Below are 25441 nucleotides of genomic sequence, written 5' to 3' on the forward strand. Positions count from 1 at the left end.
AAGGAAATGGCCCGTCACCGCAGCCATGCGCCGGCACCGGGCCTTTTTCGCTTTATCCGGGCTGGTTGAATCCCCCTTGCAGGGAAACGTCGCAACTCTTTGCAAATGCGTCTTTTATCCCCCGGCTCCGAGCACCTTCTCGGCCTCGGCGGCGAAGCCCGCCATCGCCTGGTCGAGTTCGGCAAGAACCGCGGCCCTGCTATCGGCAGGTGCGGTGAAGCCCGTCAGCTCGAGCTTTTCCGCCACTGCCCCGATCTGCGGCGCCCCGATCGAGCGGGCCGACCCTTTCAGCGTATGGGCGGCGAGCTTCCAGTCATCGGCCTTGGCGGCGGCATGGAGCTGCGTCCGGATCGGCGTGAACTGGCCCAGGAAAAGGCCAAGCAGCTCGCGTTCGAGGTTTTCGTCCCCGCTCGTATATTGCCGCAGATGCGCACGGTCGAATATGGCGGGATCCGTATCGCCGGATCCCATTTCCGCCACGCCAATGGTTAACATTTTCTTACCCCTCGCGGCCGCGGTCGCGCCCTGACGTTGAGCCACAATTCCCTAGCCCGCTTTCCTTAACACGAGATTTTCCATTTTGATTCAAAGCGAACCATAATTTTAACCAAAACTTTATTTAGCCGCATCGACAAGGTTAAGATGAGTTCAAGCGGGACTCCCGATGAGGTATCATGGAAGCTCTAATCGGACCGCCCGGCAATGCCCGGTCGTGTCCGGCTCCCATACGCGCGGATGGGGATTTGACGCGTAACCAGGGACGGCCAACGGGTGGGACTGGGGGTCGGACGGACAGAGAGCCGCCGTCGATGAACAGGGAAGTGGTGCGGGTACAGACATGGTAAACAATCCAAACGATCCACGGCGTTCGCAACGGCGTCAGCGGGGCGGCGATGCCGGCCGGCGCGACGGCGATGTTGGCGCGACGCGCGACACGCCCTTGCGCGGGCGCCCTGCCAATGAGAATGAGCCATCGGCCGCCATGATGGCGGGCCTGCGCCGCCGGCCTTCGCCGGCGCCCTATCTCATTGCCTTTGTCCTCATGTTGCTGTGGGTATTCCTGTGGTTCTGGACCTTCAGCCCGGCCATTCTTGACCGGCCAAACCCGCTCTCGACGGCAAACATGCCGCAGACGATGATCGCCGGCGCCGTCGGCATCCTGCCCGTCATCCTGATCTGGACGCTGGCCTATTTCTTCTGGCATGCCCGGCAGATGCGCCAGGTTTCTGAAGTCCTGGTGCAGACGGCCGTGCGCCTTGTGCGGCCCCAGGACATAGCCGCCGATGGGCTCGCCTCGATCGCCCAGGCTGTGCGCTCGGAAGTCGACATCCTGGTCGGCGGCGTCGAGCATGCGGTGCAGCGCGCCTCCGAGCTCGAAGGCATCGTCCACAAGGAGATCGCCTCGATCGAGCGCGCCTTCGGGGGCAATGAAGACCGCATCCGCACCCTCGTCGCCGGACTCGAGAACCAGCGCGCCGCCCTGCAGCAGGCGGGCGTCGTGATCGGCACCGAAACCAATCCGGTCCTGGCGCGGCTTGAATCCAACACCCAGAATCTCGACGCCATCATCTCCAACGCGCAGTCGACGATCTCCCATCTCGAGCACGGGTTGAAGACGACGACCGTCGAGCTCGCCCGCACCATCGATGAGGTCGCCTCGCGCGCTTCCGTCGCCGGCTCCGAGATTTCGGGTCAAGCCGCGCATATGGAGCGCTCGTCCTCGATCTTCGTGACTGAGCTGCGCAAGTTCTCCGAGCATCTGTCCGAGCAGATCGGAATCCTCGCCAATGCCACAGGCTCCCTCAATGCGGAGTCGAGCAATTTCGGGATGCGCGTCCAGGGCATGGAGTCGAGCGTCGTGCAGCTCCTGCGCTCGAGCATCAGCGAGCTTACCAGCATCAATACCCAGATTACCCAGACGATCGACCATGCCGCCGCCTCGTCGAGCGATCAGATCCGCACCACAGGCACCCAGCTCACCGAGCTCCTCCAGTCGGCGAGCGGCAACATCGTCTATCACCTGAAGGCCACCTCGCAGGAGGTCGCCGAGCAGATCGAGAAATCCGGCATCGTCGTTTCTCAGCAGATCGAGACCAGCCGTTCGAGCATGACCGACGGCCTCGAAGGCATCGCCAAGAATTATGTCGACCAGGTCGACTGCGCCCGCGCCGGTCTCATCACCTATGTCGACCAGGCGGGCCAGCAGATCGCCGGCCGGGTCGAGGAATCGACCGCCCGCCTGTTCACCAAGCTCGACGAAGCGGCGCGCCACATCCATATCGGCATCGAGGAGAACGGCAACACGCTGTCCGAGCGTCTCACCCTCTCGACCGATGCCGCCGCCGCCGCCATCAGCGCCTCGAGCAACAAGCTGATCCACCTCGTCGAGACCAGCCGCACCGGCATGACCGACGGGCTTGAGGGCATCATCAAGAACTATGTCGAGCAGGTCGATCGCGCCCGCGCCAGCCTCGCCGGCTATGTCGACCAGGCCGGTAACGAGATCGCCGGCCGGGTCGACGACTCGACCAACCGCCTGTTCACCAAGCTCGATGAAGCCGCGCGTGCCATCCATGTCGGCATCGAGGAGAACAGCAATGTCATGGTGGAGCGCCTCTCCACCTCCACCAACTCGGCTGCCGCCGCCATCGCCGCCTCGAGCGCCGAGCTCATCAAGCTGGTCGAGACGCACCGCTCGGGCATGACCGACGGGCTCGAAAGCATCATCAAGAACTATGTCGACCAGGTCGAGCGCGCCCGCATCGATCTGTCGTCCTATGTCGACCAGGCCGGCGGCGAGATCTCCACCCGGGTCGACGACTCGACCGGCCGCCTGTTCACCAAGCTGGACGAGGCCGCGCGCGCCATCCATGTCGGCATCGAGGAGAACAGCAACATCCTGGTCGAGCGCCTGTCGGCCTCCACCGAGGCTGCCGCCATCGCCATCGGCACGTCGAGTGCCCAGCTCCTGAAGCTGGTCGAGACCAGCCGTTCCGGCATGACCGAAGGCCTGGAAAGCATCATCAAGAACTATGTCGACCAGGTCGAGCGCGCCCGCGCCGAGCTTTCGACCTATGTCGACCAGGTCGGCGGCGACATTGCGCTGCGCGTCGATGACTCGACCGGCCGCCTGTTCACCAAGCTCGACGAGGCCACGCACGCCTTCGAATCCGGCCGTGCCCGCATGACCGACGGTCTCGACGTCGCCATCAAGCACTATGTCGAGAATGTCGAGCGCGCCCGCACCGGCCTGTCCAGCTTCATGGACGATGCCGGCCTGCACCTCGCCGGCCGACTGGACGACACCACCGGCCGCCTGTTCTCCAAGCTCGACGAAACGGCGCAGGCGATCCAGGCCGGCGTCGAGGACAACAGCCACGCCATGGTCCAGAGGCTCAGCGCCTCGACCGAGCTTGCCGCCTCGACCATCGTGGCCGCCAGCGAGAAGCTGATCGGCCGGGTCGACGAGACCGCCCAGGCGATCCAGACCGGCATCGAGGACAACAGCCACGCCATGGTCGAGCGGCTCAGCGCCTCGACCGAGCTCGCCGCGACCACCATCCTGACGGCCAGCGAAAGGCTGATCAGCCGCGTGGACGAGACCTCCGGCCGCGTTGTCGGCCATCTCAACGTGTCGAGCTCGCAGCTCGTCGCCAGCATGGATCAGGCCGCCTCCGGCATCCTCGACCAGCTCAATGTGGCGGGCAGCGAGATCACCGCCAAGGTCGAGGACACGACCACCCGCTTCTTCAACGTGCTGGGCGACCAGACCTCGCTGGTCACCTCCAAGCTCGATGAATCCGCCACCCGCCTCGCTGGCGTCATCGGCGACTCTTCGGAGCAGATGGAGACCCGTATCGAAGAAGCGGCCGAACGGCTCTTCGGCCATATGGGCGCCACCGCCACCGCCATCACCGGCAAGATCGACGAAACCACCAATGGCGTCTATGCGCGGCTGCGCGATACCGCCTCCGGCATCACCTCCGATCTGCAGACCACGGGTGCCGCGGTCACCGATCTCGTCGCCTCGACCGGCACGGCCATCACCGCGCATATCCGCGAGACTTCCGAGATCGTGACGCGGCAGATGCAGGATTCGGGAATAGCCGTCTCGCAGAACATCGAAGGTGTCGGCGGCATCGTCACCGAGAAGCTCATCGGCGTTTCCGGCGACTTCGTGCAGAACGTCAACAGCGCCCGCGACGATGTCTTCAAGCTGCTCGAGACCGCTTCGTCGCAGATGACGGGCCGCCTTGAGGAAACCACTCATCAGCTGTTCGGCCGCCTCGAGCGCTCCTCCGGCGATCTCACCACCCAGCTCGAGCAGACCACCCAGCAATTGTTCGGGCGTCTCGAGAACACCTCGGGCCAGCTCACCGCCCAGCTCGAGGAAACGACGTCGCGCATCACCGACCATATCAGCGGCACCGCCACCCTCGTCACCTCGAGTGTCGGGCGCGTGGCGGGCGACCTCGCCAAGGACCTGCACGAGACCTCGACGCTGCTCACCTCGCAGCTCGACGAGACCTCGGGCCGCCTGACCTCGACGCTCGAAAGCACCGCGGCCCAGCTCTTCTCGCAGCTGAACCGCACCTCGGACGATCTGGGCTCGCAGCTTTCCGAGACCTCCGATCGCCTGACCACGCAGCTCGAAAGCACCTCGGCCCAGCTGTTCTCGCAGCTGGACAGCGCCTCGAGCCGCCTCGGCAACCAGCTGATCGACACGTCGAGCCAGATGACCACGCAGCTCGAGGAGACCTCGTCGCGGATCTTCGATCAGCTCGACACGACGCGCACGGCGATGACCGAGCGGCTCGAGCAGACGGCGGGCAACGTCGCCGATCGCCTCGAGCTCTCCGGCAATTCCATGTTCGCGCGCATCGACAATACCGTGCGCGATCTCGGCGAGCGCTTCGACGTGGCCACCGATCTTCTCGACAAGATCACCACCGATGTCTCGGGCCGCATGGAAGGCGCGAGCATGTCCTTCGCCCAGACGCTCGACAGCGCCAGCACCAACATCATCACCAATCTCGGCAAGGCGTCGGACGCCTTCTCCGAGGGGCTGGGCCAGACGACCTTGCAGATCTCCGGGCAGTTCGAGCAGCAATCCGGCCTCCTCGTCGATCACCTCGATCGGGCGGCGCGCGATCTCGAGCGCACCGCTGCCGGTTCGACCAAGAAGCTCGAGGAAGCGGGCGGCAAGTTCGCCAAGCATCTCGAGACCGCCAACGCCTTCCTGTCCAACCAGCTCTCGACCACGGCGGATGCGATCGACGACCGCCTCGAAGGCATCAGCATGCAGCTCACCGGCAAGCTCGAGACCGCCGGCAGCCGCATCTCCGAGCGCCTCGAGGATGTCTCGGGCGTCGTCCAGCGCTCGCTCGACAAGTTCAATGTCGACATGGAGAACATGCTGTCGAGCCGCGAGGACACGCTGGGCGGGCTGGTCAGCACGCTCGGCAAGCGCGCCCAGGACGTCGATCAGATGATGCGCAACTATATGGGCCTCATCGAGGAGTCGCTCGGCGCCGCCGAGCGCCGCTCGGCCGAGGTCGGCAAGTTCATCTCCGAGAACACCACCCAGGTCGCCGCCAATCTGGAAAAGGAGATCCGCCGGCTCGAGGCCTCCTCCGACTCGCAGATATCCAACGCCGCCCGGGTCATGCGCGAGCAGCATGAGCGTGCCATCGGCGCCATGAATCAGATGATGGCGGAGACGGCATCGGGCTTCCAGCAGACGGCGCAGGACATGCGCGTCACCGCCCAGCAGGTGGTCAAGGACATCGAATTCGCCCGCAACGAGCTGAAGCGCGCGATCTTCGACCTGCCTGACGAGACGCGCGCCAATGCCGATGCCATGCGCCAGGTCGTCGCCGACCAGATTTCGGCGCTGAATGCGCTGGCTGACGTCGTCAAGCGCCAGTCGAATGCGCTCGATCTGTCGGGGCCCGGCATCTACATGCCTTCGGGACGGGGATCCGGCGCGGGAAAATAGAAGGCGCCGGGTCCAACGCTCCGCCCCCCAGGACCTCTGGCGCCCAGAAGAAAGACATCGAGCGGAGCGACGATGAGCCCCCGGCTTTGCGCGGGCGGGTCGAGGATGAGCCGGTTACGAAGCCGCGCCGGGTCGCCGAGGCCCTGCTCCAGCCCGCCAACGGCTCGCAGCGCAAGGCAAAGCAGAACCAGCTCTCGCGCGCCCTGACTCGCGAAGCCGAGACACTGGTCCGCAAGCTCAATGCCGCCGCCCGCGACATCGTCGAGGCGATCGACCAGGATCTGCCGCGCGATCTCGAGAAGCGCTTCACGGCCGGTGAAGGCGAGGTCTATACCCACAACCTGCTCGAGGATCGCGGCCGGCGCCTGCCCAAGCTCATCGAGCGCCGCTACAAGAGCGAGCGGCTGGTGCGCGGCCGCGTCGATGCCTATGTCCGCCTGTTCGAACGCCTGCTCGACACCTTTGCGGAAACGTCGCAGGGCGACCAGCTGGTCGATGCCTCCCTTGCATCGGAATCGGGAAAGCTCTACCTGCTCCTGGCACAAGCCTCCGGGCGCATCAGCCCGCAATAAGCAGGGAGCATCATGGATATCGCCAAGCCCTATCTCCTGTTCCTGGGAGATGTGAAAGATCAACTTGCCGCCAAGACCGCCCAGGGTGTCGTCGACTGGCGTCCCGATTGGTGCGTCGGCCAGATCCGCCTGGAAGGCTGCAAGGCCGATTGCGGGCTTCAGGACATCACCATCGCCGAGGCCAGGGCCAAGGGCGCGAAGACCATGGTCGTCGGCGTCGTCAATGCCGGCGGCGTGCTGCCCGGACACTGGGTGGCCCGCATCGTCGAGGCGCTCGACCAGGGGCTCGATGTCGCGACCGGGCTCCACAAGCGGCTGAGCTCGATACCGGAGATTGCCGAGGCTGCACGGCGCAATGGCCGCAAGCTGCACGACGTGCGCTTCACCGACATGGCCTTCGCCACCGGCAAGGGCACCAAGCGGCCGGGCCTGCGCATCCTCGCGGTCGGCACCGATTGCTCGGTCGGCAAGAAATACACGGCACTCGCCCTCGACAAGGAAATGCGTGCCCGCGGCATGAAATCGGACTTCCGTGCCACCGGCCAGACCGGCGTCCTGATCTCCGGCCGCGGCATCGCCCTCGATGCGGTGATCGCCGATTTCATCGCCGGGGCCGCCGAATGGCTGAGCCCGGCGAACGACCCCGACCATTGGGATGTCATCGAAGGCCAGGGCTCGCTCTTCCATCCCTCCTTCGCCGGCGTGACGCTGGGCCTGCTGCACGGCGCCCAGCCTGACGCCTTCGTCGTCTGCCATGAGCCGACCCGCACCAGGATGCGCGGCGTCGAGCATGCCTTGCCCTCGATCGCCGAGGTCATCGACCGCACCATTGTCGAAGGCCGTCTCACCAATCCGAAGATCGCCTGCGCCGGCATCGCCATCAATACCGAGCATCTGCCCGAGACGGATGCTCTGGCGCTGCTCGAGCGCACCGCCAGGGAGCACGACCTCCCTTGCGTCGACCCGATCCGCACCGGCTGCGGGCCGATCATCGATCTCCTGCAGAAGCGCTATCACGCCTGATGGCAACGGCTTTCTCTCCTGGCGCAAGCGCGCACTTACCCTCGCCCCGCTTCAGCGGGGAGAGGGAGGGACCCATTGCGCAGCAATGGGAGGGTGAGGGGCCTGCCGCGAATTGGACTGATCTCTTCGATCAAGAGGACAGTAGAGCATTGCAACGCCCATTGCCCCTCACCCTTCCCGCCGCTGCGCGGCGGGCCCCTTCCCTCTCCCCGCTGCGCTTCGCTTGCAGGGCGAGGGTAATAGCGTCGCCTGCCAGAGTTACTCTCTTCAATTCTTCCGGATGCCCACGGTGACAAGGCGCAAGCTCACCGTCGCCCATGAGAGCTGGCCGATCGCCGGCTCCTTCACCATCTCGCGCGGCTCCAAGACACAGGCCGATGTCGTCGTCGTCACCTTGACCAAAGGCGACGCCACGGGCCGCGGCGAATGCGTGCCCTATCCGCGCTATGACGAAACGGTGCCCCAGGTCGTGGCGGCCCTGGAAGCCGCCCGCGATGCGATTGAAGAAGGCCTTCCGCGCGACCAGATCGCGCGTCATGTCGCCCCCAAGGCCGCGCGGAACGCGCTGGATTGCGCTTTGTGGGACCTCGAGGCAAAGCGCTCAGGCCTGCCCGCATGGCAGCTCGCCGGCCTTGCCGAGCCGAGACCGGTCGTCACCGCCTATACTCTGAGCCTCGGCACGCCGGAGGCCATGGCCAGGGCGGCCGCCGCGGCATCGGACCGTCCTCTTCTCAAGCTCAAGCTCGGCCGCGAGGGCGACGAGGAGCGCATTGAAGCCATCCGCGCCGCGGCTCCCGGCGCGCGGCTCATCGTCGATGCCAATGAAGGCTGGAGCGAAACCGTGCTGCCGCGCATGCTCGATGCCTGCGCCAGGGCCGGAATTGAGCTCGTCGAGCAGCCCTTGCCGGCCGCTGCCGATGAAGCGCTGCGCTCGATCGACCGGAAGGTTGTGATCTGCGCCGATGAATCGGCCCATGGCGTCGAAGGCATCGCCAGCCTCGTCGGCAAATATGACGCCATCAACATCAAGCTCGACAAGACCGGCGGCCTCACCGGCGCCTTGGCTCTGGCTGAGGCCGCCCGCCGGCATGATCTCAAGATCATGGTCGGCTGCATGCTGGCGACGTCGCTCGCCATGGCGCCGGCGATGCTGCTGGCGCAATTCGCCAGCGTCGTCGATCTCGATGGGCCTTTGCTCCTGAAGGAAGACCGCTCCCCCGGCATCAATTTTGTCGGGAGCCTGATGTATCCGCCGCCGCCGGCACTCTGGGGCTGATCCGCATGACCTGGACGGCAAGTGCTGCGGCCAGCGCCGACATCACCGCCATGGCAAGATAGGCCCCGCCGGCGAAGGCATCGAACAGCGGCCCCGCGATCGCCGTAGCGATCATCATGAACAGGCCGGCCGAGCAGGCGGCATAGAGCCCTTGCGCCGAATTGCGCAGGCGCTCGGGCACGTTCTGCATCAGGAAATGCAGCGTCCCGAAATGCACGAGCGCGAAGGTGAGGGCATGCAGCACCTGCAGCGGCATGAGCAGCCACAGCGCCGGATCGAAGGCCGTCACGATCCAGCGCAGGACGCCGGCAAGGCAGCCGGCGATGATGAGCGCGATCGGCATGAAGGAGGGAATGAGCCTTCCTGAGAAGAAGAAGAACACCACTTCGGCGACGACGCCTATGCCCCACAATATGCCGATCGTCGCCTTGGCGTGGCCGAGCTGTTCCCAATGCAGCGATCCGAAGCCATAGAGCAGCGCATGGCTCGCCTGGGCGAGGCTCACCGCCACCAGGAAGATGACGAAGCTCCGCGCCCGGAAGAGCTGCAGCACGTCCTTGGGCCTGACGATCGCCGGCGCCTCTTCCGTCTTGCTCTTGCGGCGGCGCTGGTCCGGCAGGACGAAGCCGGCCGCCGCCAGCGCCAGATAGCTCACCGCGATGAGGAGGACCGCTCTCGACGTGTCGAGCCATTCCAGCGCGAAGCCCGAGACCAGCGTGCCGATGATGAAGCTCACCGACGCCCACAGCCTCTGCCTTCCGTAATCGAGCCCTCGCTTGGCGCTCTCGACGATGGCGAAATTCTCCGCGATCGGCCCCACCGGCGACAGGAAGACCGAGGCCAGCACCGCGACGAGAAAGATCGCGGCGAAGCCGGTCATGAAGTCGAGGAGGAAATAGCTTGCCGCGCACAGCAAGGCGCCGAGGCGCATGAGCAGGATCGGCCGTCCGTATCGGTCGGCAAGAAAGGTGCCGAGCGGCGCGCCGAAAGTGCGGATGAGGATCTGGCCCGAGAGGACGGCGGCGATCTCGGCCGTCGACAGTCCGCGATCGGCGAGCCACAGCGGCAGGAACGGCAGCTGCACGCCCAACCCCAGGAACAGGAAGGACATGTAGAAGCAGAGGCGGAAATTGAGGGCCTGAGGCTGCATCGGAGCCGGAAAGGGAGACTGTCCCAGCCTCTAAACCAAACGCTAACCAGTTTCCAGAATAATTGCCGGCGGAGTGGACAGTCAGTGTGTGGGAGTCCCGGAATGAACTCGCCCGGTCAGGAAACTGGCGCGGTTGTTTTTCCGCGCGAACAATATGAAGCGCTGGAAAGTGCCGTCATGGAATCGGCGCGCGGCCGCTGGTTCCTGGCCGAATATGCCAGGCGCAACCGCGCCGCCGACACCGTGATGCTGCTTGACGCCCTGAAAAAGCTCGAAAACGTTGCGTCATCCAATGGGCTCAAGCCCGACAAGCCGCTGCCCGACATCGATCAATTGGCCCTGACCATCAAGGCGGCGCGTTCCGAGATCGCCTCGACCCATAACGACCTTCTGCCCGATGGCGGCTATCTGCCGGCCGATGGCGCGCTTTATGACCATATCGCCGCCGATGCCCGCTCGACGTCGAGGGAGATCGCCAAGCGTTCGATCTCGCTGCGCGTCATTGCCGGCGGCCTCAAGGCCGCGACCGCCGATGAGGAGCATGTCGCGGCGGTCGAGACCAATGCCCGCTCGCTCGAGACGCTCTCCTGGTCGCAGGAGGTGCTGAGCGAGCGCATCGCCAAGGCCATGGGTCTTCTCAGTCACATTGACGAGACGCTGACGGGCCTCGCCGCCGAGCCGGGCGAAGCCCAGCCGGTCGGGCACCAGGCGCCCTATTTCTCGCGCGACGAGGACCTGTTCGAGCCCACGCCCCAACCGCCGTCGACGCGCGTGGAGCCCGCGGCCGAACCGCCCGTCGAGGCAAAGCCGCGCATCGTGGTCATTCGCCGGGCCAAGGACGATCCGCTCGACATTCCATTGTCCGGCTGACCAAGGTCTTCGCCTTACTCATTCTTTCTCCTTCCTCCGCGAAGCGGGGGAAGGAGCAGGATGTGTGTCTACCGCCCGTTCAGGATTTCCGCGAACAGGCCGGGATCGACATTGCCGCCCGATGCGATGACCGCGATGGTGCGCCCGCGCGTGGCGATCTTGCCGGCCAGCACCGCCGCCAAGCCGACGGCGCCGCCGGGCTCGATGACGAGCTTCAGCGTCTCGAAGGCGAAGACCATGGCGCGCTTCACCTCGGCCTCGCTGACCACCAGGCCGGCCTTGAGCCGCGGCTGGTTGATGGCGAAAGTGATCTCGCCCGGCGCCGGCGACAGCAGCGCATCGCAGATCGAGCCCGTCGTCTTCTCATTGCGCTCGCGCTTGCCGCTCCTGAGCGAGCGGGCGTGATCGTCGAAACCTTCCGGCTCGACGCTGTGTACCTGGGTCATGGGCGATCGGCCTGAGAAGGCCAGAGCATTGCCGGCCACGAGGCCGCCGCCGCTCGCCGGGACGAGCACCGCATCGACGCTGATGCCGCGCTCGGCCGCCTGCTCGATCACCTCGAGGCCCGACGTGCCCTGCCCGGCGATGATCTCGGGATGATCGAAGGGCGGCACGATGACGGCGCCGCGCTCGCGCGCGATCCGGTTGGCGATCTCCTCGCGGTCCTCGCTGGCCCGGTCATAGGTCACGACCTCGGCGCCATAGGAGCGGGTATTGGCCTGCTTGATCCGCGGCGTATCGGACGGCATGACGATGAGGGCCGGCAGCTTCATCAGCTGCGCCGCCGCGGCAACGCCTTGCGCATGGTTGCCGGAGGAATAGGCCACGACGCCGCCCTTGGCGGTGTCGCCATCGAGACGCGAGATCGCGTTCCAGGCACCGCGGAACTTGAACGAGCCGGTGCGCTGCAGGCACTCCGCCTTGATCAGCACCCTGCCCTGGACACGCTCATTGAGCACCGGGTTTTCGATCAGCGGTGTCATGACGGCTTGGCCCTTGAGGCGCTCACGCGCCGCCAGGACATCATCGAAGCTGGGGATTTTCTGCATGGCCGAAGCCATTAGCGGATTTGCGGCAGGCGCGCCATCGCTCGATTGCACCCTGATAATCCTTGAACCCCGCGCCTCCTTTCCCATATCAAAAGGCGCATTCTGGATCGGAGGAACTTCCATGACATCATCGCAATCGCGCCATGGCCGCTGGACGCCGCTCAGCATCCTGGCCGTCGTCGCGGGCTTCATCGTCTGGTGGCCGCTCGGTCTTTCGGTCCTGGCCTATGTGCTGTGGGCCGGCCCGGTCGATATCCTGGCCGATGACGGCGCCCGGCGCCTGCGCGAGGCTTTCGGCGCCAGGAACACACCGAAAGGATCGGGCAATGCCGCCTTCGATGCCTACAAGGCCGAGACATTGAAGCGGCTGGAGGCCGAGCAGGCGGAATTCGCCGAGCATCTCCAGCGCCTGCGTGAATCGCGCGACCGCGAGGAATTCGAGCGCTTCATGGCCGAGCGCAAGCCGCCGCAAAGCTGATTGAACCTGAAAGGTTGCCATGCGAGAACCCGGTTGAGAGCGCATGATCCGGAAAAGTGGAAGCCGGTTTTCCGATAAGATCATGCGCAAGAAAAATAACTGGAGGCGACGGCGTTAGCCGTCGCCTCTAGTTTACCAGGTTTTTTTATCGGAGCGTGATGACATGGATCTGGGATTGAAGGGCCGCAAGGCGATCATTTGCGCATCGAGCCGGGGTCTCGGCAAGGCCTGCGCGCTCTCGCTTGCCCGCGAAGGCGTGGAGATTGTCATCAACGGCCGCGACGAGAAGGTCCTCGCCGCCACGCGCGATGAGATCATCGCTTTGACCGGCGCCAATGTCACGGCGGTCGCAGCCGATGTCGGAACACCTGCCGGCCAGGAAGCCCTCCTTGCCGCCTGTCCCCGCCCCGATATCCTGGTCAACAACAATGGCGGGCCGCCGCCCAGGGATTTCCGCGAGCTCGACCGCGGCGCGGTGCTCGCCGGCGTCGTCCAGAACATGGTGACGCCGATCGAGCTGATCCAGCGCGTCGTGCCCGCGATGCAGGAGCAGAATTTCGGCCGCATCGTCAACATCACCTCGCTCTCCGTGAAGATGCCGATACTGGGGCTCGATCTCTCCTCCGGCGCCCGCGCCGGCCTCGCGGCCTTTATGGCGGGCCCTGCCCGCGAGCTTGCCCGCTTCAACATCACCATCAACCATCTCCTGCCCGGCATGTTCGACACCGACCGCCTGCGCAGCACCACCGGCCGCATGGCGAAGATGCAGGGAAAGAGCGAGACCGATATGGCCGCCCAGCGCAAGAGCTCGGTGCCGGCAAAACGCTTCGGCGAGGCGAACGAGATCGGCGAGCTCTGCGCCTTCCTCTGCTCGGCGCAGGCCGGCTACATCACCGGCCAGAGCCTTGTCGTCGACGGCGGCCTGTTCAACGCGGTATAAATTCCTCCTTCCTCCGCAAAGCGGGGGAAGGTGGCGCGCAGCGCCGGATGGAGGTGGTGCCGCGCGAGGCGTGCTGAAGGCTTCTGCATCTGGTCCTCCGGGCCGAAACACATTCACGCAGCTTTCCAGAAATTTCGCCGGTTGCTCCACCCCATCCGGCGCTACGCGCCACCTTCCCCGCGCTTCGCGCGGAGAAGGAGGATGAGCATGGCCGCTTTAGCAGGCGTCAAGAAGCCTCGGCGCGCGTGCGCTGGATGAGGCCGCGCGCCGCAGCGTCCCACGCCCCCATATGGTCGATCATGCCCTGCTTGCCGCCAAAGGCCTGGCGCGCATTCTCGCCGTCGGGCGCGCTGAAGGCCCAGCTGTTGCCGCCGGGATTGCATTCGAGCGCATAGAGCTTGCCGGTTCCGGCTTCCCGCAGCACGTCGCAGCCCTTGAGCGGGCAGTCGGGGATGGTGGCGTCCATGCGCCGGGCGAAGGCGATCACCTCCTCATCCCGCGCCGCCGCGGTCCTGTTTCCCCCCGCTATCACCGCATTGCTCGCCACCACGCCGTCGAGAAGCGTGCGGTCGCTGGCCGTGAGCGAAGGACGCTTGAGCGACGAGAAGATGGTGCGACAGCACAGAGCCTCGCCCAGGAAGGTCTCCACCCGGTAGTGGGTCGGATAGTCGCCGGTATCGATGAATTGCTGGACCAGATAGACATCCTTGTGGATCGGATGGCTGGCCTTGAACAGCTGCGGCTTCAGCGCGCCGACACGCGAGGAGCGCACCAGGTGGATTCCCTCCCCCTTCGAGTTGATCCTGAGGGGCTTGAGGATGACATGCTCGCCGAACTCGGCCGCATCGAGCTTCATGCCGAATTCGAAGATGCGCGTCTTTGGCGTCGCCAGTCCCGCCTTGAGGAAGATCTGGTACTGGTCGGTCTTGTAGATGCGCCGCGGGCGCAGGACGGTTCCGCGCTGCACCTGAAGCTCGAAGGCGTTGCACAAGGCGACGACCAGCGCCGGCCTCGACCACAGATCGCCGGGCGGCAGCTTGGACGACCAGGCCCGCAGCACCACCGGCCTTATGTCGGGCGCAAGTGCGGCAACTCTTTCGGCGATGGCGCGGAAATCGGCCTCATCATGCGCGTTCCGGCAGATGACGATCAAAGTATAGGCAGGCATTGGCGAGGTTCCTGTCTCAACGCGCTGTGATTGGACGCTGATGACGGGCTCGCCCATAGTGACCATCATGCGGCTTGTTGCGCTTCTCATTATTGCCCTATGGACTGCCGTTCCGGCAAGAGCCCAGGAAGTCGATCTCGAGCTCGTTCTCCTGGCCGATGCGTCGGGGTCGATCGATGACAGCGAGATCGCCTTCCAGCGCGAGGGCTATGCGGCGGCGATCACCGATCCCGCGATCCTCGACGCGATAACGAGCGGCGCCCTGCAGAAGATTGCCGTCGCCTATGTCGAATGGGGCAGCGTCGCCTCGCAGGATGTGGTGGTGGGCTGGACTGTTATTGACGGGGAACAGAGCGCCAGGGCCTTTGCCGACCGCCTGACATCGGCGCCCCGCAAGGCGCAAGGGCGCAACGCCATCGGCAACGCGCTTGCCGTCGCGCAGGCGCTGATCGAGGACAACGCCATAAGGGGCAGCCGCAAGGTCATCGATTTCTCCGCCGACAGCGCCTATAGCTGGGGCGGCATTCCGGTGCCGCTCGCCCGCATGAATGTGCTGGCGAAGGACATCGTCATCAACGGCCTTGCCATTCTCTGCCGCAGCTGCACATCGGGCCGGCCGGTCAATTACGATCTCGAAAAGGCCTTCGCCGAGACGATCATCGGCGGCCCGGGAAGCTTCGTGATCACCGCCGAAACGCGCGCCACTTTCGCCGATGCGGTGCGGCGCAAATTGCTGCTCGAGATCGCAGGACTGGCTCCTTTACCCTCGCCCCGCTTCAGCGGGGGCGAGACGCGACGGCGAAGCCGGCAAAAAGGTCCAGTGGACCTTTTTGAGCGCAGAGCGCCGGAGCGCAAGCGGAGGCCGGCCGGACCCATTGCGCAGCAATGGGAGGGTGAGGGGCTTGCCGGACGAATGAGCTGGTCCCTCGATCAGGAAGCAAAGTAGTCCTGCAGCGCCCACTGCCCCTCACCCTTCCCGCCGCTTCGCGTCGGGCCCCTTCCCTCTCCCCGCTGCGCTTCGCTTGCGGGGCGAGGGTAAAGGATTCCGGTCTGCATCGGGATGACAGGACATGGTCGCGTCATTTCACCAGGGGGGTGCGCGCCGCCTCGTCCAGGATCCATTCGCGGAATGACTTGACCAAGGGATCGTCCTGCCGCTCGCTGAGGGAAACCAGATAATAGGCGAATTGCGGCGGGCCCTTGATGGTGAGCGCGAAGGGCTGGACCAGCAATCCGGCGGCGAGATCGTCGGAAACCAGCGACGAGTCGCCCAGCGCCACGCCCTGCCCGTCGACGGCCGCCTGCAGCGCCAGTCCCGAATTGTCGAGATAGAGCCCGCCCGCCTCATTATAGTCCTCGACGCCGGCGGCCAGCATCCACATCCGCCAATTGGGCCAGGTCACCCCTTGCCCGCTCCATTCGACATGGATCAGCCGGTGCTGCAGCAGGTCGCGCGGATGCTTCAGCGGTTGCTTCGACGAAAGCAGCGCCGGGCTGCAGACCGGGAAGATCGTGTTGTCGAACAGCCGGTCGGCACGGAAGCCCGGATAGTGGCCATTGCCGAACCGGATGGCGAGATCGATGTCGTCCCGGACGAAATCGCGCACCCGGTCGGAGACATCGAGCTGAACCTCGGCGCCAGGCGCGACCTTCATATACTCATCGAGCCGCGGCACCAGCCATTTGGCGGCGATCGAGGTCGAGGCGCTCACTTTGAGCCTCGAGCTGTTGCGCGCCCGCTGCATGCGAGCCAGCGCGCGGGCCAGCCCGTCCAGCGCCTCGGCGACCGCTTCATGCAGGATTTCGCCTGCCGGTGTCAGCCGCATGGACCGGCTGGTGCGCTCGATCAGGCGCTGGCCCAGCTGGTCCTCGAATTCCTTGATCTGATGGCTGACGGCGGCCGGCGTCACATTCAGCTCCGCCGCCGCCCGCGTGAAATTGAGATGCCGGCCGGCGGCCTCGAAGGCCTTCAGCGAGCCGGTGCCGGGAACATGTCGGACCATGGCCACATCTTCAAAATATACTAACAGATACGATGAAAACTACTCGTTTGTCTGTGGAATTACAAGGGCATATCTATGGGGCATCAAATCGGGCTCAAGAAATACTGAAAGGAAGCGAACATGTCGAATTTCACCGGTTATTCCCTTCCCGGGACCGCAAAGGCCTCTCGCCCCTCGCCCCTCGCCCGCTTGGCTGGCCGTCTGGCCGACGCTGTCCGGCGCCTCAGGGCGGTCAATGAGCTGGAGCAGCTCTCTGACCGGCAGCTGCGCGATATCGGCGTCGACCGCCGTCTGATCGAACAGGTCGCCGAGCGCGAGATCGCCCGTCTGCGGGCAAGGTGACGTGGCGGACCCGCCAAGATCGCGATGAGAACAAAAGTTCTCCACCCTTGAACGGAAACGGCCAATTGCGAAAACGGGGGACGAACAAAGGCCCCCGATACTTGACGTGGTCTCAGTGACGATTTTCTCCTGGCATCAATGTGAATCGGATTCAAAATGACGGCGGCACAGGACGCAGTGAGGTCACCCGTTACGCATCGTCATGGCGTCTGTTGCCATAGTGAAATCATCGGCCCGGTCGTGCCGGCGATCGGATCATGCAGCGGCTTTGCAACATGGCGCAGCCGGCTGCGGATCTGCGCCTTGTCGGGCTCGCCCGAGCGCTTGAGGTCGCGCCCGGCCCCTGGCGGATAGGCCCCGACGACGAGAAGATCGGAGCTTGAGGACAGGCGCTGGTGCCCGGTGCCGGCCGGCAGCAGCACCGCATCGCCTTTCCTGACCGTGAGAACCATTCCCTGCGCCCCGCCGAAGCGCACCACCGCTTCGCCGGCGGCAATCCCCAGCACCTCATGCGCATTGGAATGATAATGCGGAAAGGCATATATGCCGTTGCGCCAGCCATCGCCCCAGCCATGGCGCGCGAATGTCCTTTCGAACGCCGTGGCGGGGTCCGCCTCCCCGGCATCGAGCGCCGCCAGATAGACGATCATCGGCCAGTGCGGATGGTTGGGCACATCGCCGTCATCGGCGAAGGTGAAGCTTTCGATTTTCATGGGCCGGGCATCCTGTCGCCCGTCACGGAGCGGGCATGCCCACCATCATATGCCCCCGTCGGTACCTGTACAAATCCCTCTACTGGCCCTGCGCCGCGGCAATGGCGGCGGGAGGATCGCCGGAATCGGCCGTGGCGCTCGTCGTGAGCTTGTCCTTGCATTCATTGGGATCGGGCGGCGGCATCACCTTGACCTTGCCCGGCTGTGAATCGACGCCTTCGCTCGTCCATACGCGCAAGGTCACGGCATCGCCGATCGCCGCCTGGCCGAGCCTGGTGAACTCCGCCAGGATGCCTCTCATATTCGGCAGCACGGTGATCCTGTCGGCCCGCTCCGACCCGACCGTGACCATGGCGCTGCGCCACAATCTCAGGCCCGGAATGAGGATGGCGGCGCGCCGGCAGGCGACGAGCGTGATCGCGCCATCCATCAGCTCGTCATTGATCTGCGGCCGCCGCACCGCTTCCTGGCCGCCGATGAAGGAATCGAAGGCTTCGTAATCGGGCGGTATCGGCACGGTATAGGTCTGCTTTTCCGCAACCTCCTCCGCCGAGGCCGAATCGAGCCACCCGGTCTCGACCGAGATCTGCAGCCGGCTTGTCCAGGCGGGAACCGAGATGAGGGCGAATTGCGAGCGCTGGAACGGCGCGCCGGTGCGGCCCACATCCACCACCCAGCCGAGGTCGATGGATTTCTCCGATTCGGCGTCGGTGAAGCCGATCGCCGTCGGCATCAGGGCTGCCTCGTTGATCGCGTCGCGGCTGTCGATACCGAAGCCGGGGCCGCCATCGCCCTGGCGCGCCGAATAGGCCAGGCTCCTGGTCTGGGCGCTGAGGATCGACGTCGCTTCCAGCCGCGGAAACAGCGAATAGGCATACATATCGGGCTTGATGACCTTCTCGATGAAGTTGAAATAGCCCGAGGGTATGGTGATGTAGCCGACGCAGCTTTGAGGTTTCGCCTTGTCGGTGCAATAGGTCAGCTGCTTGCCGATGCTCTTCACATATCTGGCGATCGCCGGGATGTTGCGGTAATGCGGCCAGTACAGCATCAGGTCCGCTTCTTCCGACTTGGGCACATAGACATAGGCGGACTCGGTCCCGCTCACCTCATCGACGAGCCTGTAATTCTGGTCCTTCTCGTCCTTCGGCCGGATGAGGATGGTGTCGTCGACCTGGTTGACGGTGAAGGTCGCCGGCAGGCTGCCGCAGCCATTCATCTCCTGCAGGCTGACATTGACCGCGAGAAAGTTGTTCCATGGCGGCGGCAGGATGATGCCCATGCTCGATCCGGTTTGCCCGCTCTTGATCCGCGCCCCGTCGATGGCGAGGATCTTGTTGACCGTGGACAGGATCTCCTGGCGCCATTGCGGCGAAGGCGGGCTGCACGGGCTGTCGGTCGGCACGCTGGTCATGCACCGGCATTTCGTCTCGACGATCTGCAGGAAATGCGCATTCAGGCGCCAGCCGACATTGGCGCGCCATTGCGAATAGAGCTTGAAGGAATTGTGGTTGAGATTGGCGGGATCATTGGCGATCTGCGAATAGCTGTACTGGAAATAGGTTCTGAGGTGATAGGGCAGATCGGGGAAATCCTTGTCGGGAACCGCCTCGTCGGGAACCAGCGCCGCCTGGTCGGGCGTGATGGAAAGCCGCACGAAGGCGCGCCCCGTGGTGAACTTGCCGGGGATCACGGTCGTGTCGAATTTCAATCCGTAGACGGAGTTTCCCGTCAGGTCGTGACGGTCGTCGAGCAGGTTCTCGAGGATGCTCTGGCGGATCGAATCGCGCGCCGCGGTGCGGATGGCGAATCCATCGAGAAACGAGAGCGATGGCTGCGCCGGCGTGGGCTGCCCTTCACTGGCGCCGTTGCCGGCCGCCTCTCCCGCCGGCGGCTCGCCGGCGCCGGCACCGCCCCCTGGCGTTGCCGCCACATCTGCCCTGAGCCGCAGGTCGTTGCTGGTGACCGTCGAGAAGCCGATCTGCGCGTCATCGAGAAGCTGCAGTTGCTCGCGCAGCCAGAAGTCCTGGTCGTTGCGGTCATTGACCAGCCTTTCCCGCGTATAGACGCCGGGGCTGCTGACATAGACCTTGCCTGTCGGCCCGATCACCCATCCGATCAGGCGCTTCGGCTGCACATTGACCGCGACAAGGAGGATGGCGGCAAGCAATGCCGCCCCGAGCAGAGTGCCGCCCGGCAGCGAGAACAACGCCCGCCTCAGCCACGGCCAGACTTCCGGTCTTTGCGGCGGGGCGGTCTCCGGTTGAATGATCTCAGGCTGGCTGATCTCCGCCTGCTTGGCTTGCGGCTGGGTCATGGCGCGACGCAGTTCTTTCTCTCGGTCCTGACCAGGGCCCCGTCCACGAAGACCTTGATGACATTGCGCTGGCCGCTGTCGCAGCTGGCATCGGGGACGGTTCCCGGCACTTCGGTTTCAAGCGGCGGCAGAGGGTCGGCGGCGCTGTTGGATCGCGACGACGAGCTCCGGGTGGTCGTGTCCTGCTGCACCAGGACCACCGCCAGGGCCAGGCACGGGACGATTCGCAGGAAGGCGGCGTGGCGCGTGAAGGGATAGCGTCGAGGCCGGGTCGGTATGGTCATGGGGCGCGCCCTTTCCTCTTGCCGCCGATGGCGGTCACCAGATGACGGTTCCCTGGAATTGCCCGCAGGAGCATGGCGTGCCGATCGGTTGCGGGTTGATGAAGCAGACGCCGGCGGGCGTGGCGCAACGCGGGCTGAGTGCCTGGGCCACTTCCATCGCCGGCGATTGGGGGGCCGTGCTCCTGGCGGTGCCGGCCACGGCCGCGAGGGCCAGGAGCCCGATGGCGCCGAATTTGATCACGCTCATGATGTCGGCTCCCTCTTCACATCGCCGCCAGTGTCGCCCAGCTGCGCGGGCCCACGATCCCGTCCGGCACCAGGTCATGGTCGCGCTGGAACTTGCGCACCGCCGCTTCCATCAGGGCGTCGAAGACGCCGCTCGCCGCGATGCCGATCTTGCGCTGCACCTCCTTGACGAGCTCGCCGGTGGCGCCGCGCCGCAAGGTCGGGCGGCCTTCGGCATCCGTGCCCGGGATGACCGAGGGATTGGGCGCCGTTCCCGCCATGATGGCGCTCACCTGCTGGCGGAAATCGGCCATGTCGAGCGTCGGATCGGGCTTGCGCCCCATCGGCAGCGCATATTCCTTGTGCCCGCAGCACATGATGGCATTGGCGCGGATCTTCTTCAGGATCGCGGCGGCGCCGCGGCGATAGGCATCGAGCTGCACGGCGGGCCAGGGATCGGCCAGCGGCCCCGTGGTGCGGCCGGTATTCTCCGCCTCGATGCCGATGAAGCTTGAATTGCCGGCGGTGACGCCCTGCCAGTTGCCCGGCCCCGCATGGAAGCATCGCCCGGCGGCGACGACGAAATAGGTTCCGTCGCGCCCGAGGCACAATTGCGCCAGCGGTCCCGGCAGATCGGGCCGGCCATTGGTCACCACGCCGAGGCTCGGCATGTTGCCGTTCTTCGAGCCCACCGTGTGGTGGCAGATGACGCCCTTGACCGTCGCCATATCGCCATGGCCGCGGGTCTTCCAGCCCGGCTGCTCGGCGACCTTGAGGCCGGCATCGAGCAGCACTTGCGGCAACCATGTCAGTGAGAAAGCCATTTCCTTGATCCTCTTGATTGATCGATCACGTTTCAGGCGTTCGCCCGGCGGGCCGTTCGCGCCCGGCGCGAGCCCGTCGTGGCGACGCCGCCTTTGGCGATCGGCAGATGGGCATCGAGGGTCTCTTCCATCTCGGTGAAGTCGAGATCGCAGCCGCACATGTGATGGTTGCCGTCGTCATGCGCCGCCGCGGCCTTGCGGCGCGGTGAGCGGCGCTTCGCGCCCGCTCGGGATTTCGTTGCTCTTTTCATCTCGGGTTCTTTCTCGGTTTCGTTCGGTTGGCGCGCAGGAGGCCGCGTTCGCACCGATCGCTGACCGGCTGCGCGCATATTCACGGACGATCGGCAGGCCGCGCGCGCTCAAGCGAGTGCTGCGAACATTCCGATCATTTTTTCCGACGATAGGCTCAGTGAGGAAATTCTGGTCTGCTGGTGAACAGAAGCGGGTTTCTTTGAACCCGTAGAGCCCTGAGGGTCGCTACACTACCCCATCGTAAGCCGCAAGTCAAGATGCGGCGGGCTCTGTCGCTAAAATGAAACAGAAGGCAACCTGTATCGGGATGACACAGCTGGTCCATCAACAGGGCAATCGCATGAATTTCTAAACAGACAAGCCCTCTCCAAACTTTCCCCCTCGCCCGTTGCGAAGCAATGGGAGAGGGTGCCCGACCTTGCTCCGCCGAAGCGAAGCCATCTTGGCCCGCCGACGCTGAATCAAGGCTTCGCGAAGGCGAGAGGGCGGGTGAGGGCTCTTACGTCGGCGTGCTGGAGATCGCCCCCCGGCGATCACGGCAGTTCCGGCGCCTGGGCTTTCAGGAGCTCCAGATAGCGCGCCGGATTGACCGGCACCTGCCCGTTCCGGATCTCGAAATGGAGCTGCGGCCGCGCCACATAGCCGCTATGGCCGCTGCGGGCGATGACATCGCCGATCTTGATATCCTCGCCGCGATTGACGAAGAGCTCCTTGTTGTGGCCATAGACCGTCACCCAGCCGCCATCATGGCGGATGAGGACCAGATTGCCGAAGCTCGGCACTTCACTGCCGGCATAGATGACCGTCCCGTCGAAACTGGCCCTGACCTCGGTGCCGTCGGGCACCAGGATGTCGATCCCCTCATGGCGCGAAGGGCACGGCCTGCCGTCATCCTCATCGACGACCTGCCCCGCCACGGGCCAGGCAAAGGGCGGCAGGATAAGACTTTCCTCTCCCCACGCCGTGGGGGAAGCCAGGACCGCGAAAACCAGACTAATACAGGCACTTGCCTTGACCATTCGTGACCGAGAGTAACAGACCCGCCAGGGGCCGTCGAATGAACAAAGTCCGGTTGCTGAACGCAAGGTCCATCGGCTGTGCTAATGCTGGGGGAAGCGGTGGGACGCCACCCAGTCGGGGAAACCATGATCGATCACGTGACCTTCGCGGTCGGCAACCTTGAGAAGAGCAAGCGCTTCTATGAGCAGGCTTTCGCACCGCTCGGCTACCGTGTCGCCTTCGGCGAGGCCGGCCGATTCTGGGCCTTCGACATCGATGATGGCCTGTTCGAGATCATGCAGTCGGCCGACAAGCCGCCTCTGACCCGCGTCCATGTCGCCTTCCGGGTGAAAAGCCGGGCCGATGTCGATGAATTCTACCGCGCCGCTTTGGCCGCCGGCGCCCGCGACAACGGCCCGCCCGGCCCCCGCCCCCAATACACGCCCAACTACTATGCCTGCTTCGTCCTCGACCCGGACGGCTACAATATCGAGGCCATGATCGACGAGGTCGCCTGACCCCTAACCCCCGGGATTCCCGCCCGAAAGCCCGGCCCGGGCGCGCGGCGTTTCATCCACAGGCGGCCCCGGTATAGTGCTGGACACCCCCTCGCCCCTTTGCTAGAGAACCGCCCGCGAGACGGCCCATGGCCGCTCCGGCTTCCTTGATGGACGGGCGCATAGCTCAGGTGGTAGAGCAGCTGACTCTTAATCAGCGGGTCGTAGGTTCGAGTCCTACTGCGCCCACCAAGGAAATCAATAACTTACCTGCCAATCGACGCCCTGACGACCTGATTTAAGGTCACAAATAGGTCACACTCAAGCACTTGTCAAAACGCTCGCGGGGCCGGTCGCGCTTTTCAGGCCTGCGAGGATGCCTGATCGCTCAATATTCGCCCCTTGGCTCGCCCAATCGAAGGCCTGAAGGGTCGGTAGGCGGGCTCGAGGTTCGTTAGGCCTTCCACAGGGGGTAGCCTGTGCCTTCTCCTAGTCCTTAAGCAAAGGCTTGATCGTCGCGCCCGCATGATTTCTTATTCAGCCCACTACCTGAGTAGAGTCGAACTGCAACACTAGGGGCGCCCCTTCCATGGCCGATGAACAAGAGCAACCGGTTGAAATTGAGGACGAGTATAAGCTTGGTCTTGATATCGGTGTTGAGGATGAAAGCGCGGAAGAAGGAACCAGCGGTAGCTTTACTATTACCAGCTACGGCGCGGACTATCCTGTTGACACACTAGTCAAACGAATGAAGGGCGAGGCATTCTTCATTCCAAAATTTCAACGAAACTTCGTCTGGTCACAACGACATGCGTCTCGTTTTATTGAATCCCTTTTAATGGGGCTGCCAGTACCTGGAATCTTTCTCTACAAAGAAGCCGACACAGGCCGTCACATGGTTGTTGATGGGCAACAACGATTACGCACACTGGAATTCTTTTACACTGGGATATTCAAGGAGAAAGCATTCCGTCTAGTTGGCGTGAGAAGCGAATGGGAGGGCAAGACCTATAACGAGTTGGACTCTGATGAAAAGCTCAAGTTAGACGACGCAATTGTCCATGCAACGATCTTTCAACAAGACGAGCCTAAAAACTCACTCAAGAGTCTATATTTTGTCTTTGAGCGCATCAATTCCGGCGGCATTCGACTATCTCCACAGGAAATCCGAAACTGTATCAGCGAGGGTCCCGTCCTCGAGAGGGTGCGACTACTCAATGATGATGAGAATTGGCGGGCGATATTCGGAGAAAAGAAAAACACTCGTCTCAAAGATCAGGAGTTGGTGCTGCGCGCATTAGCTATGATCCACAACAGGGCGAACTATGCAGCGCCAATGCGTGATTTCTTGAATAGCTTTGTATCCGAAGAAAACCAGATCGATGCAGCTACTTTGAGCAAGCTAGATGCCATGTTTAGGCAGGTTATGAAGATTGTTAACGAAGCAAAGGGAACGCCTGCCTTCCGACCCATTCGTGCGTTGAATGCCGCAGTCTTCGAAGCTGTTACGGTTGGAATTGCAGAACTGCTTAGCCACCAAGCAAAGCCCGTGGTTGCTCAAATAACCCAGGAATATGACAAACTGCTCAAGAATGAAGCCTTCATGAAGGCATGCACGAGCGCCACAGCCACAGAAGAGGCGGTCAAGACACGTCAGCGCCTCGCAATCGAGGCTTTTGCGGACATATAAGTGTTCATCGGCATCGAAAATCGTTTTAGAGCCGTGGAGAAGATTGTTCTTGCCGCGCAAGAAAGGTCATTGGATCCCGCGCTTGCGGACATATATTGCAAGCTCGCATGTGTCTTGGTTTGTGGGACGATCGAACGTTCTGTTGAGATTGTAATTGTCGAACGCGTTGGAGCGCGATCACCACCGCAAGTCTCTTCCTTCCTAAGGACCCACTTCAAGCGTGGTACAAACTATGACTGCGAGGCAATTCAGCAACTACTTTTCAAGTTTGACAGTGGATGGGGACACAAGTTTGAAGAATTTGTTTCAAATAACGAACAAATAAAGCAAAGTGTACAGTCATGCTATGCACTTAGAAATTCGATTGCCCATGGCGTTGGCGGGTCGCTCGGCCCCAGGGTGCTGAAGCAATACTATGACGACTCGTTTACTCTTATAGTTGAGCTGGAAGCGCTGCTGCGCACTTGATGAGCACCATATTGCAAGGGTTCCCCACCGCGACGAGTGGGGGGGGGGGGGATTTCGGTGACAGTGCACTTAATTCGAGCGGTTTCGTGACGCTGCACTTGACATCCCTCCGACCACACAACCTCGCGATCTATGGTCGCCTTCGCTCCTGTTGGCGTGCTCTGCCTGCCGCATCGATAATTTTGTGCACTGTCATGTCTGGACGGCGCCCTGTTGGCAAGAGGTTTGCGAAGCGATTTTTGTGGGCAGTGCGCAGGATGCAGTCATGTCTACGGCCTGTGGTGCAGTCTTGACCTGACTGCT

At 63.8% G+C, this 25441-nt stretch carries 24 protein-coding genes and 1 tRNA gene; 13 read left to right on the forward strand and 12 right to left on the reverse strand.

All coding sequences use genetic code 11. The annotated features are described in order from the left end of the window. Window positions 1-114 precede the first annotated feature (114 nt). The gene (locus DT068_RS18100; protein ID WP_119391268.1) at window positions 115-495 is read right to left on the reverse strand and encodes an Hpt domain-containing protein; all 381 of its coding nucleotides are present in this window, start codon (window positions 493-495) and stop codon (window positions 115-117) included. Between the two features lie 343 nt (window positions 496-838). Here DT068_RS18100 and DT068_RS18105 point away from each other — a divergent pair, with 343 nt between their 5' ends. The 4 genes from DT068_RS18105 to dgcA all read left to right on the forward strand — a co-directional run bounded on the left by DT068_RS18105 (window position 839) and on the right by dgcA (window position 8869). After that, the gene (locus DT068_RS18105; protein WP_119391269.1) at window positions 839-5998 is read left to right on the forward strand and encodes an apolipoprotein A-IV repeat region-like domain-containing protein; all 5160 of its coding nucleotides are present in this window, start codon (window positions 839-841) and stop codon (window positions 5996-5998) included. A gap of 86 nt (window positions 5999-6084) precedes the next feature. Continuing rightward, window positions 6085-6570, forward strand: a complete 486-nt coding sequence (locus DT068_RS18110; protein ID WP_119391270.1) for a hypothetical protein — start codon at window positions 6085-6087, stop codon at window positions 6568-6570. A gap of 12 nt (window positions 6571-6582) precedes the next feature. Then, a complete protein-coding gene (dgcN, locus tag DT068_RS18115) occupies window positions 6583-7593 on the forward strand; it encodes an N-acetyltransferase DgcN (protein ID WP_119391271.1) in 1011 nt (336 codons plus the stop codon). A gap of 280 nt (window positions 7594-7873) precedes the next feature. Continuing rightward, window positions 7874-8869 (forward strand): N-acetyl-D-Glu racemase DgcA, encoded by a 996-nt coding sequence (dgcA, locus tag DT068_RS18120; RefSeq protein WP_119391272.1) that lies wholly within the window; start codon window positions 7874-7876, stop codon window positions 8867-8869. Here dgcA and DT068_RS18125 read toward each other — a convergent pair. Next, complete coding sequence (locus DT068_RS18125) at window positions 8817-10019, reverse strand: MFS transporter (protein ID WP_119391273.1); 1203 nt, start codon at window positions 10017-10019, stop codon at window positions 8817-8819. The genes dgcA and DT068_RS18125 overlap by 53 nt on opposite strands. A 102-nt stretch (window positions 10020-10121) precedes the next feature. Here DT068_RS18125 and DT068_RS18130 point away from each other — a divergent pair, with 102 nt between their 5' ends. Further along, window positions 10122-10889 (forward strand): hypothetical protein, encoded by a 768-nt coding sequence (locus tag DT068_RS18130; RefSeq protein ID WP_162914285.1) that lies wholly within the window; start codon window positions 10122-10124, stop codon window positions 10887-10889. A gap of 68 nt (window positions 10890-10957) precedes the next feature. Here DT068_RS18130 and DT068_RS18135 read toward each other — a convergent pair whose 3' ends face one another. Next, the gene (locus DT068_RS18135; RefSeq protein ID WP_368904806.1) at window positions 10958-11938 is read right to left on the reverse strand and encodes a threonine ammonia-lyase; all 981 of its coding nucleotides are present in this window, start codon (window positions 11936-11938) and stop codon (window positions 10958-10960) included. A gap of 121 nt (window positions 11939-12059) precedes the next feature. Here DT068_RS18135 and DT068_RS18140 point away from each other — a divergent pair, with 121 nt between their 5' ends. Then, the gene (locus DT068_RS18140; RefSeq protein WP_119391276.1) at window positions 12060-12416 is read left to right on the forward strand and encodes a DUF2852 domain-containing protein; all 357 of its coding nucleotides are present in this window, start codon (window positions 12060-12062) and stop codon (window positions 12414-12416) included. 163 nt (window positions 12417-12579) lie between these two features. Next, on the forward strand, window positions 12580-13356 hold the full coding sequence (locus DT068_RS18145) for an SDR family oxidoreductase (RefSeq protein WP_119391277.1): 777 nt from the start codon (window positions 12580-12582) through the stop codon (window positions 13354-13356). 226 nt (window positions 13357-13582) lie between these two features. On the opposite strand, the gene DT068_RS18150 is transcribed toward DT068_RS18145, so the two are convergent. Then, entirely contained in the window at window positions 13583-14524 is a 942-nt protein-coding gene (locus DT068_RS18150; RefSeq protein ID WP_162914286.1) for an ATP-grasp domain-containing protein, read from the reverse strand. Window positions 14525-14564: 40 nt separating this feature from the next. Between DT068_RS18150 and DT068_RS18155 the strand changes: the two genes are divergently transcribed. Next, window positions 14565-15470, forward strand: coding sequence for a DUF1194 domain-containing protein (locus DT068_RS18155; RefSeq protein ID WP_368904807.1), 906 nt, complete (start codon window positions 14565-14567; stop codon window positions 15468-15470). 133 nt (window positions 15471-15603) lie between these two features. On the opposite strand, the gene gcvA is transcribed toward DT068_RS18155, so the two are convergent. After that, entirely contained in the window at window positions 15604-16527 is a 924-nt protein-coding gene (gene gcvA, locus DT068_RS18160; protein ID WP_119391279.1) for a transcriptional regulator GcvA, read from the reverse strand. Between the two features lie 120 nt (window positions 16528-16647). Between gcvA and DT068_RS18165 the strand changes: the two genes are divergently transcribed. Next, window positions 16648-16869, forward strand: a complete 222-nt coding sequence (locus DT068_RS18165) for a DUF1127 domain-containing protein (RefSeq protein ID WP_119391280.1) — start codon at window positions 16648-16650, stop codon at window positions 16867-16869. Between the two features lie 200 nt (window positions 16870-17069). Here the strand turns inward: DT068_RS18165 and DT068_RS18170 are convergent, their stop codons facing one another. The 7 genes from DT068_RS18170 to DT068_RS18200 all read right to left on the reverse strand — a co-directional run bounded on the left by DT068_RS18170 (window position 17070) and on the right by DT068_RS18200 (window position 22401). Beyond that, window positions 17070-17582: a cupin domain-containing protein gene (locus DT068_RS18170; protein WP_119391281.1), complete on the reverse strand. Its 513-nt coding sequence runs from the start codon at window positions 17580-17582 to the stop codon at window positions 17070-17072. A gap of 79 nt (window positions 17583-17661) precedes the next feature. After that, window positions 17662-19899, reverse strand: coding sequence for a hypothetical protein (locus tag DT068_RS18175; protein ID WP_119391282.1), 2238 nt, complete (start codon window positions 19897-19899; stop codon window positions 17662-17664). Beyond that, window positions 19896-20183 carry a hypothetical protein gene (locus tag DT068_RS18180; RefSeq protein WP_119391283.1) on the reverse strand — a complete coding sequence of 96 codons (288 nt, stop codon included), beginning with the start codon at window positions 20181-20183 and terminating at the stop codon, window positions 19896-19898. The genes DT068_RS18175 and DT068_RS18180 overlap by 4 nt, the downstream gene beginning before the upstream one ends. Before the next feature lie 34 nt (window positions 20184-20217). Beyond that, on the reverse strand, window positions 20218-20430 hold the full coding sequence (locus DT068_RS18185) for a hypothetical protein (RefSeq protein ID WP_119391284.1): 213 nt from the start codon (window positions 20428-20430) through the stop codon (window positions 20218-20220). Between the two features lie 16 nt (window positions 20431-20446). Next, entirely contained in the window at window positions 20447-21232 is a 786-nt protein-coding gene (locus DT068_RS18190) for a peptidoglycan recognition protein family protein (protein ID WP_119391285.1), read from the reverse strand. Window positions 21233-21264: 32 nt separating this feature from the next. Beyond that, complete coding sequence (locus tag DT068_RS18195) at window positions 21265-21483, reverse strand: hypothetical protein (RefSeq protein WP_119391286.1); 219 nt, start codon at window positions 21481-21483, stop codon at window positions 21265-21267. Window positions 21484-22017: 534 nt separating this feature from the next. Next, window positions 22018-22401, reverse strand: a complete 384-nt coding sequence (locus DT068_RS18200) for a murein hydrolase activator EnvC family protein (protein ID WP_162914287.1) — start codon at window positions 22399-22401, stop codon at window positions 22018-22020. Between the two features lie 228 nt (window positions 22402-22629). On the opposite strand from DT068_RS18200, the gene DT068_RS18205 reads away from it, so the two are divergent. The 4 genes from DT068_RS18205 (at window position 22630) to DT068_RS28095 (ending at window position 25138) form a co-directional block, all read left to right on the forward strand. Next, window positions 22630-23001 carry a VOC family protein gene (locus DT068_RS18205; protein ID WP_119391288.1) on the forward strand — a complete coding sequence of 124 codons (372 nt, stop codon included), beginning with the start codon at window positions 22630-22632 and terminating at the stop codon, window positions 22999-23001. A gap of 155 nt (window positions 23002-23156) precedes the next feature. Further along, window positions 23157-23232, forward strand: a tRNA-Lys gene (locus tag DT068_RS18210). Between the two features lie 337 nt (window positions 23233-23569). Continuing rightward, the gene (locus DT068_RS18215; protein WP_119391289.1) at window positions 23570-24670 is read left to right on the forward strand and encodes a GmrSD restriction endonuclease domain-containing protein; all 1101 of its coding nucleotides are present in this window, start codon (window positions 23570-23572) and stop codon (window positions 24668-24670) included. Then, window positions 24671-25138 carry a HEPN domain-containing protein gene (locus tag DT068_RS28095; RefSeq protein ID WP_162914288.1) on the forward strand — a complete coding sequence of 156 codons (468 nt, stop codon included), beginning with the start codon at window positions 24671-24673 and terminating at the stop codon, window positions 25136-25138. Window positions 25139-25441: the final 303 nt, after the last annotated feature.

Origin of the sequence: Taklimakanibacter lacteus, assembly GCA_003576695.1 — a bacterium.
Lineage (GTDB): Bacteria > Pseudomonadota > Alphaproteobacteria > Rhizobiales > Aestuariivirgaceae > Taklimakanibacter > Taklimakanibacter lacteus.

Coding starts and splice junctions, on each gene's coding strand:
- DT068_RS18100 (WP_119391268.1), bottom strand. CDS start 495: ATGTTAACCATTGGCGTGGCGGAAATGGGATCCGGCGATACGGATCCC.
- DT068_RS18105 (WP_119391269.1), top strand. CDS start 839: ATGGTAAACAATCCAAACGATCCACGGCGTTCGCAACGGCGTCAGCGG.
- dgcN (WP_119391271.1), top strand. CDS start 6,583: ATGGATATCGCCAAGCCCTATCTCCTGTTCCTGGGAGATGTGAAAGAT.
- dgcA (WP_119391272.1), top strand. CDS start 7,874: ATGCCCACGGTGACAAGGCGCAAGCTCACCGTCGCCCATGAGAGCTGG.
- DT068_RS18125 (WP_119391273.1), bottom strand. CDS start 10,019: ATGCAGCCTCAGGCCCTCAATTTCCGCCTCTGCTTCTACATGTCCTTC.
- DT068_RS18130 (WP_162914285.1), top strand. CDS start 10,122: ATGAACTCGCCCGGTCAGGAAACTGGCGCGGTTGTTTTTCCGCGCGAA.
- DT068_RS18135 (WP_368904806.1), bottom strand. CDS start 11,938: ATGCAGAAAATCCCCAGCTTCGATGATGTCCTGGCGGCGCGTGAGCGC.
- DT068_RS18140 (WP_119391276.1), top strand. CDS start 12,060: ATGACATCATCGCAATCGCGCCATGGCCGCTGGACGCCGCTCAGCATC.
- DT068_RS18145 (WP_119391277.1), top strand. CDS start 12,580: ATGGATCTGGGATTGAAGGGCCGCAAGGCGATCATTTGCGCATCGAGC.
- DT068_RS18150 (WP_162914286.1), bottom strand. CDS start 14,524: ATGCCTGCCTATACTTTGATCGTCATCTGCCGGAACGCGCATGATGAG.
- DT068_RS18155 (WP_368904807.1), top strand. CDS start 14,565: ATGACGGGCTCGCCCATAGTGACCATCATGCGGCTTGTTGCGCTTCTC.
- gcvA (WP_119391279.1), bottom strand. CDS start 16,527: ATGGTCCGACATGTTCCCGGCACCGGCTCGCTGAAGGCCTTCGAGGCC.
- DT068_RS18165 (WP_119391280.1), top strand. CDS start 16,648: ATGTCGAATTTCACCGGTTATTCCCTTCCCGGGACCGCAAAGGCCTCT.
- DT068_RS18170 (WP_119391281.1), bottom strand. CDS start 17,582: ATGAAAATCGAAAGCTTCACCTTCGCCGATGACGGCGATGTGCCCAAC.
- DT068_RS18175 (WP_119391282.1), bottom strand. CDS start 19,899: ATGACCCAGCCGCAAGCCAAGCAGGCGGAGATCAGCCAGCCTGAGATC.
- DT068_RS18180 (WP_119391283.1), bottom strand. CDS start 20,183: ATGACCATACCGACCCGGCCTCGACGCTATCCCTTCACGCGCCACGCC.
- DT068_RS18185 (WP_119391284.1), bottom strand. CDS start 20,430: ATGAGCGTGATCAAATTCGGCGCCATCGGGCTCCTGGCCCTCGCGGCC.
- DT068_RS18190 (WP_119391285.1), bottom strand. CDS start 21,232: ATGGCTTTCTCACTGACATGGTTGCCGCAAGTGCTGCTCGATGCCGGC.
- DT068_RS18195 (WP_119391286.1), bottom strand. CDS start 21,483: ATGAAAAGAGCAACGAAATCCCGAGCGGGCGCGAAGCGCCGCTCACCG.
- DT068_RS18205 (WP_119391288.1), top strand. CDS start 22,630: ATGATCGATCACGTGACCTTCGCGGTCGGCAACCTTGAGAAGAGCAAG.
- DT068_RS18215 (WP_119391289.1), top strand. CDS start 23,570: ATGGCCGATGAACAAGAGCAACCGGTTGAAATTGAGGACGAGTATAAG.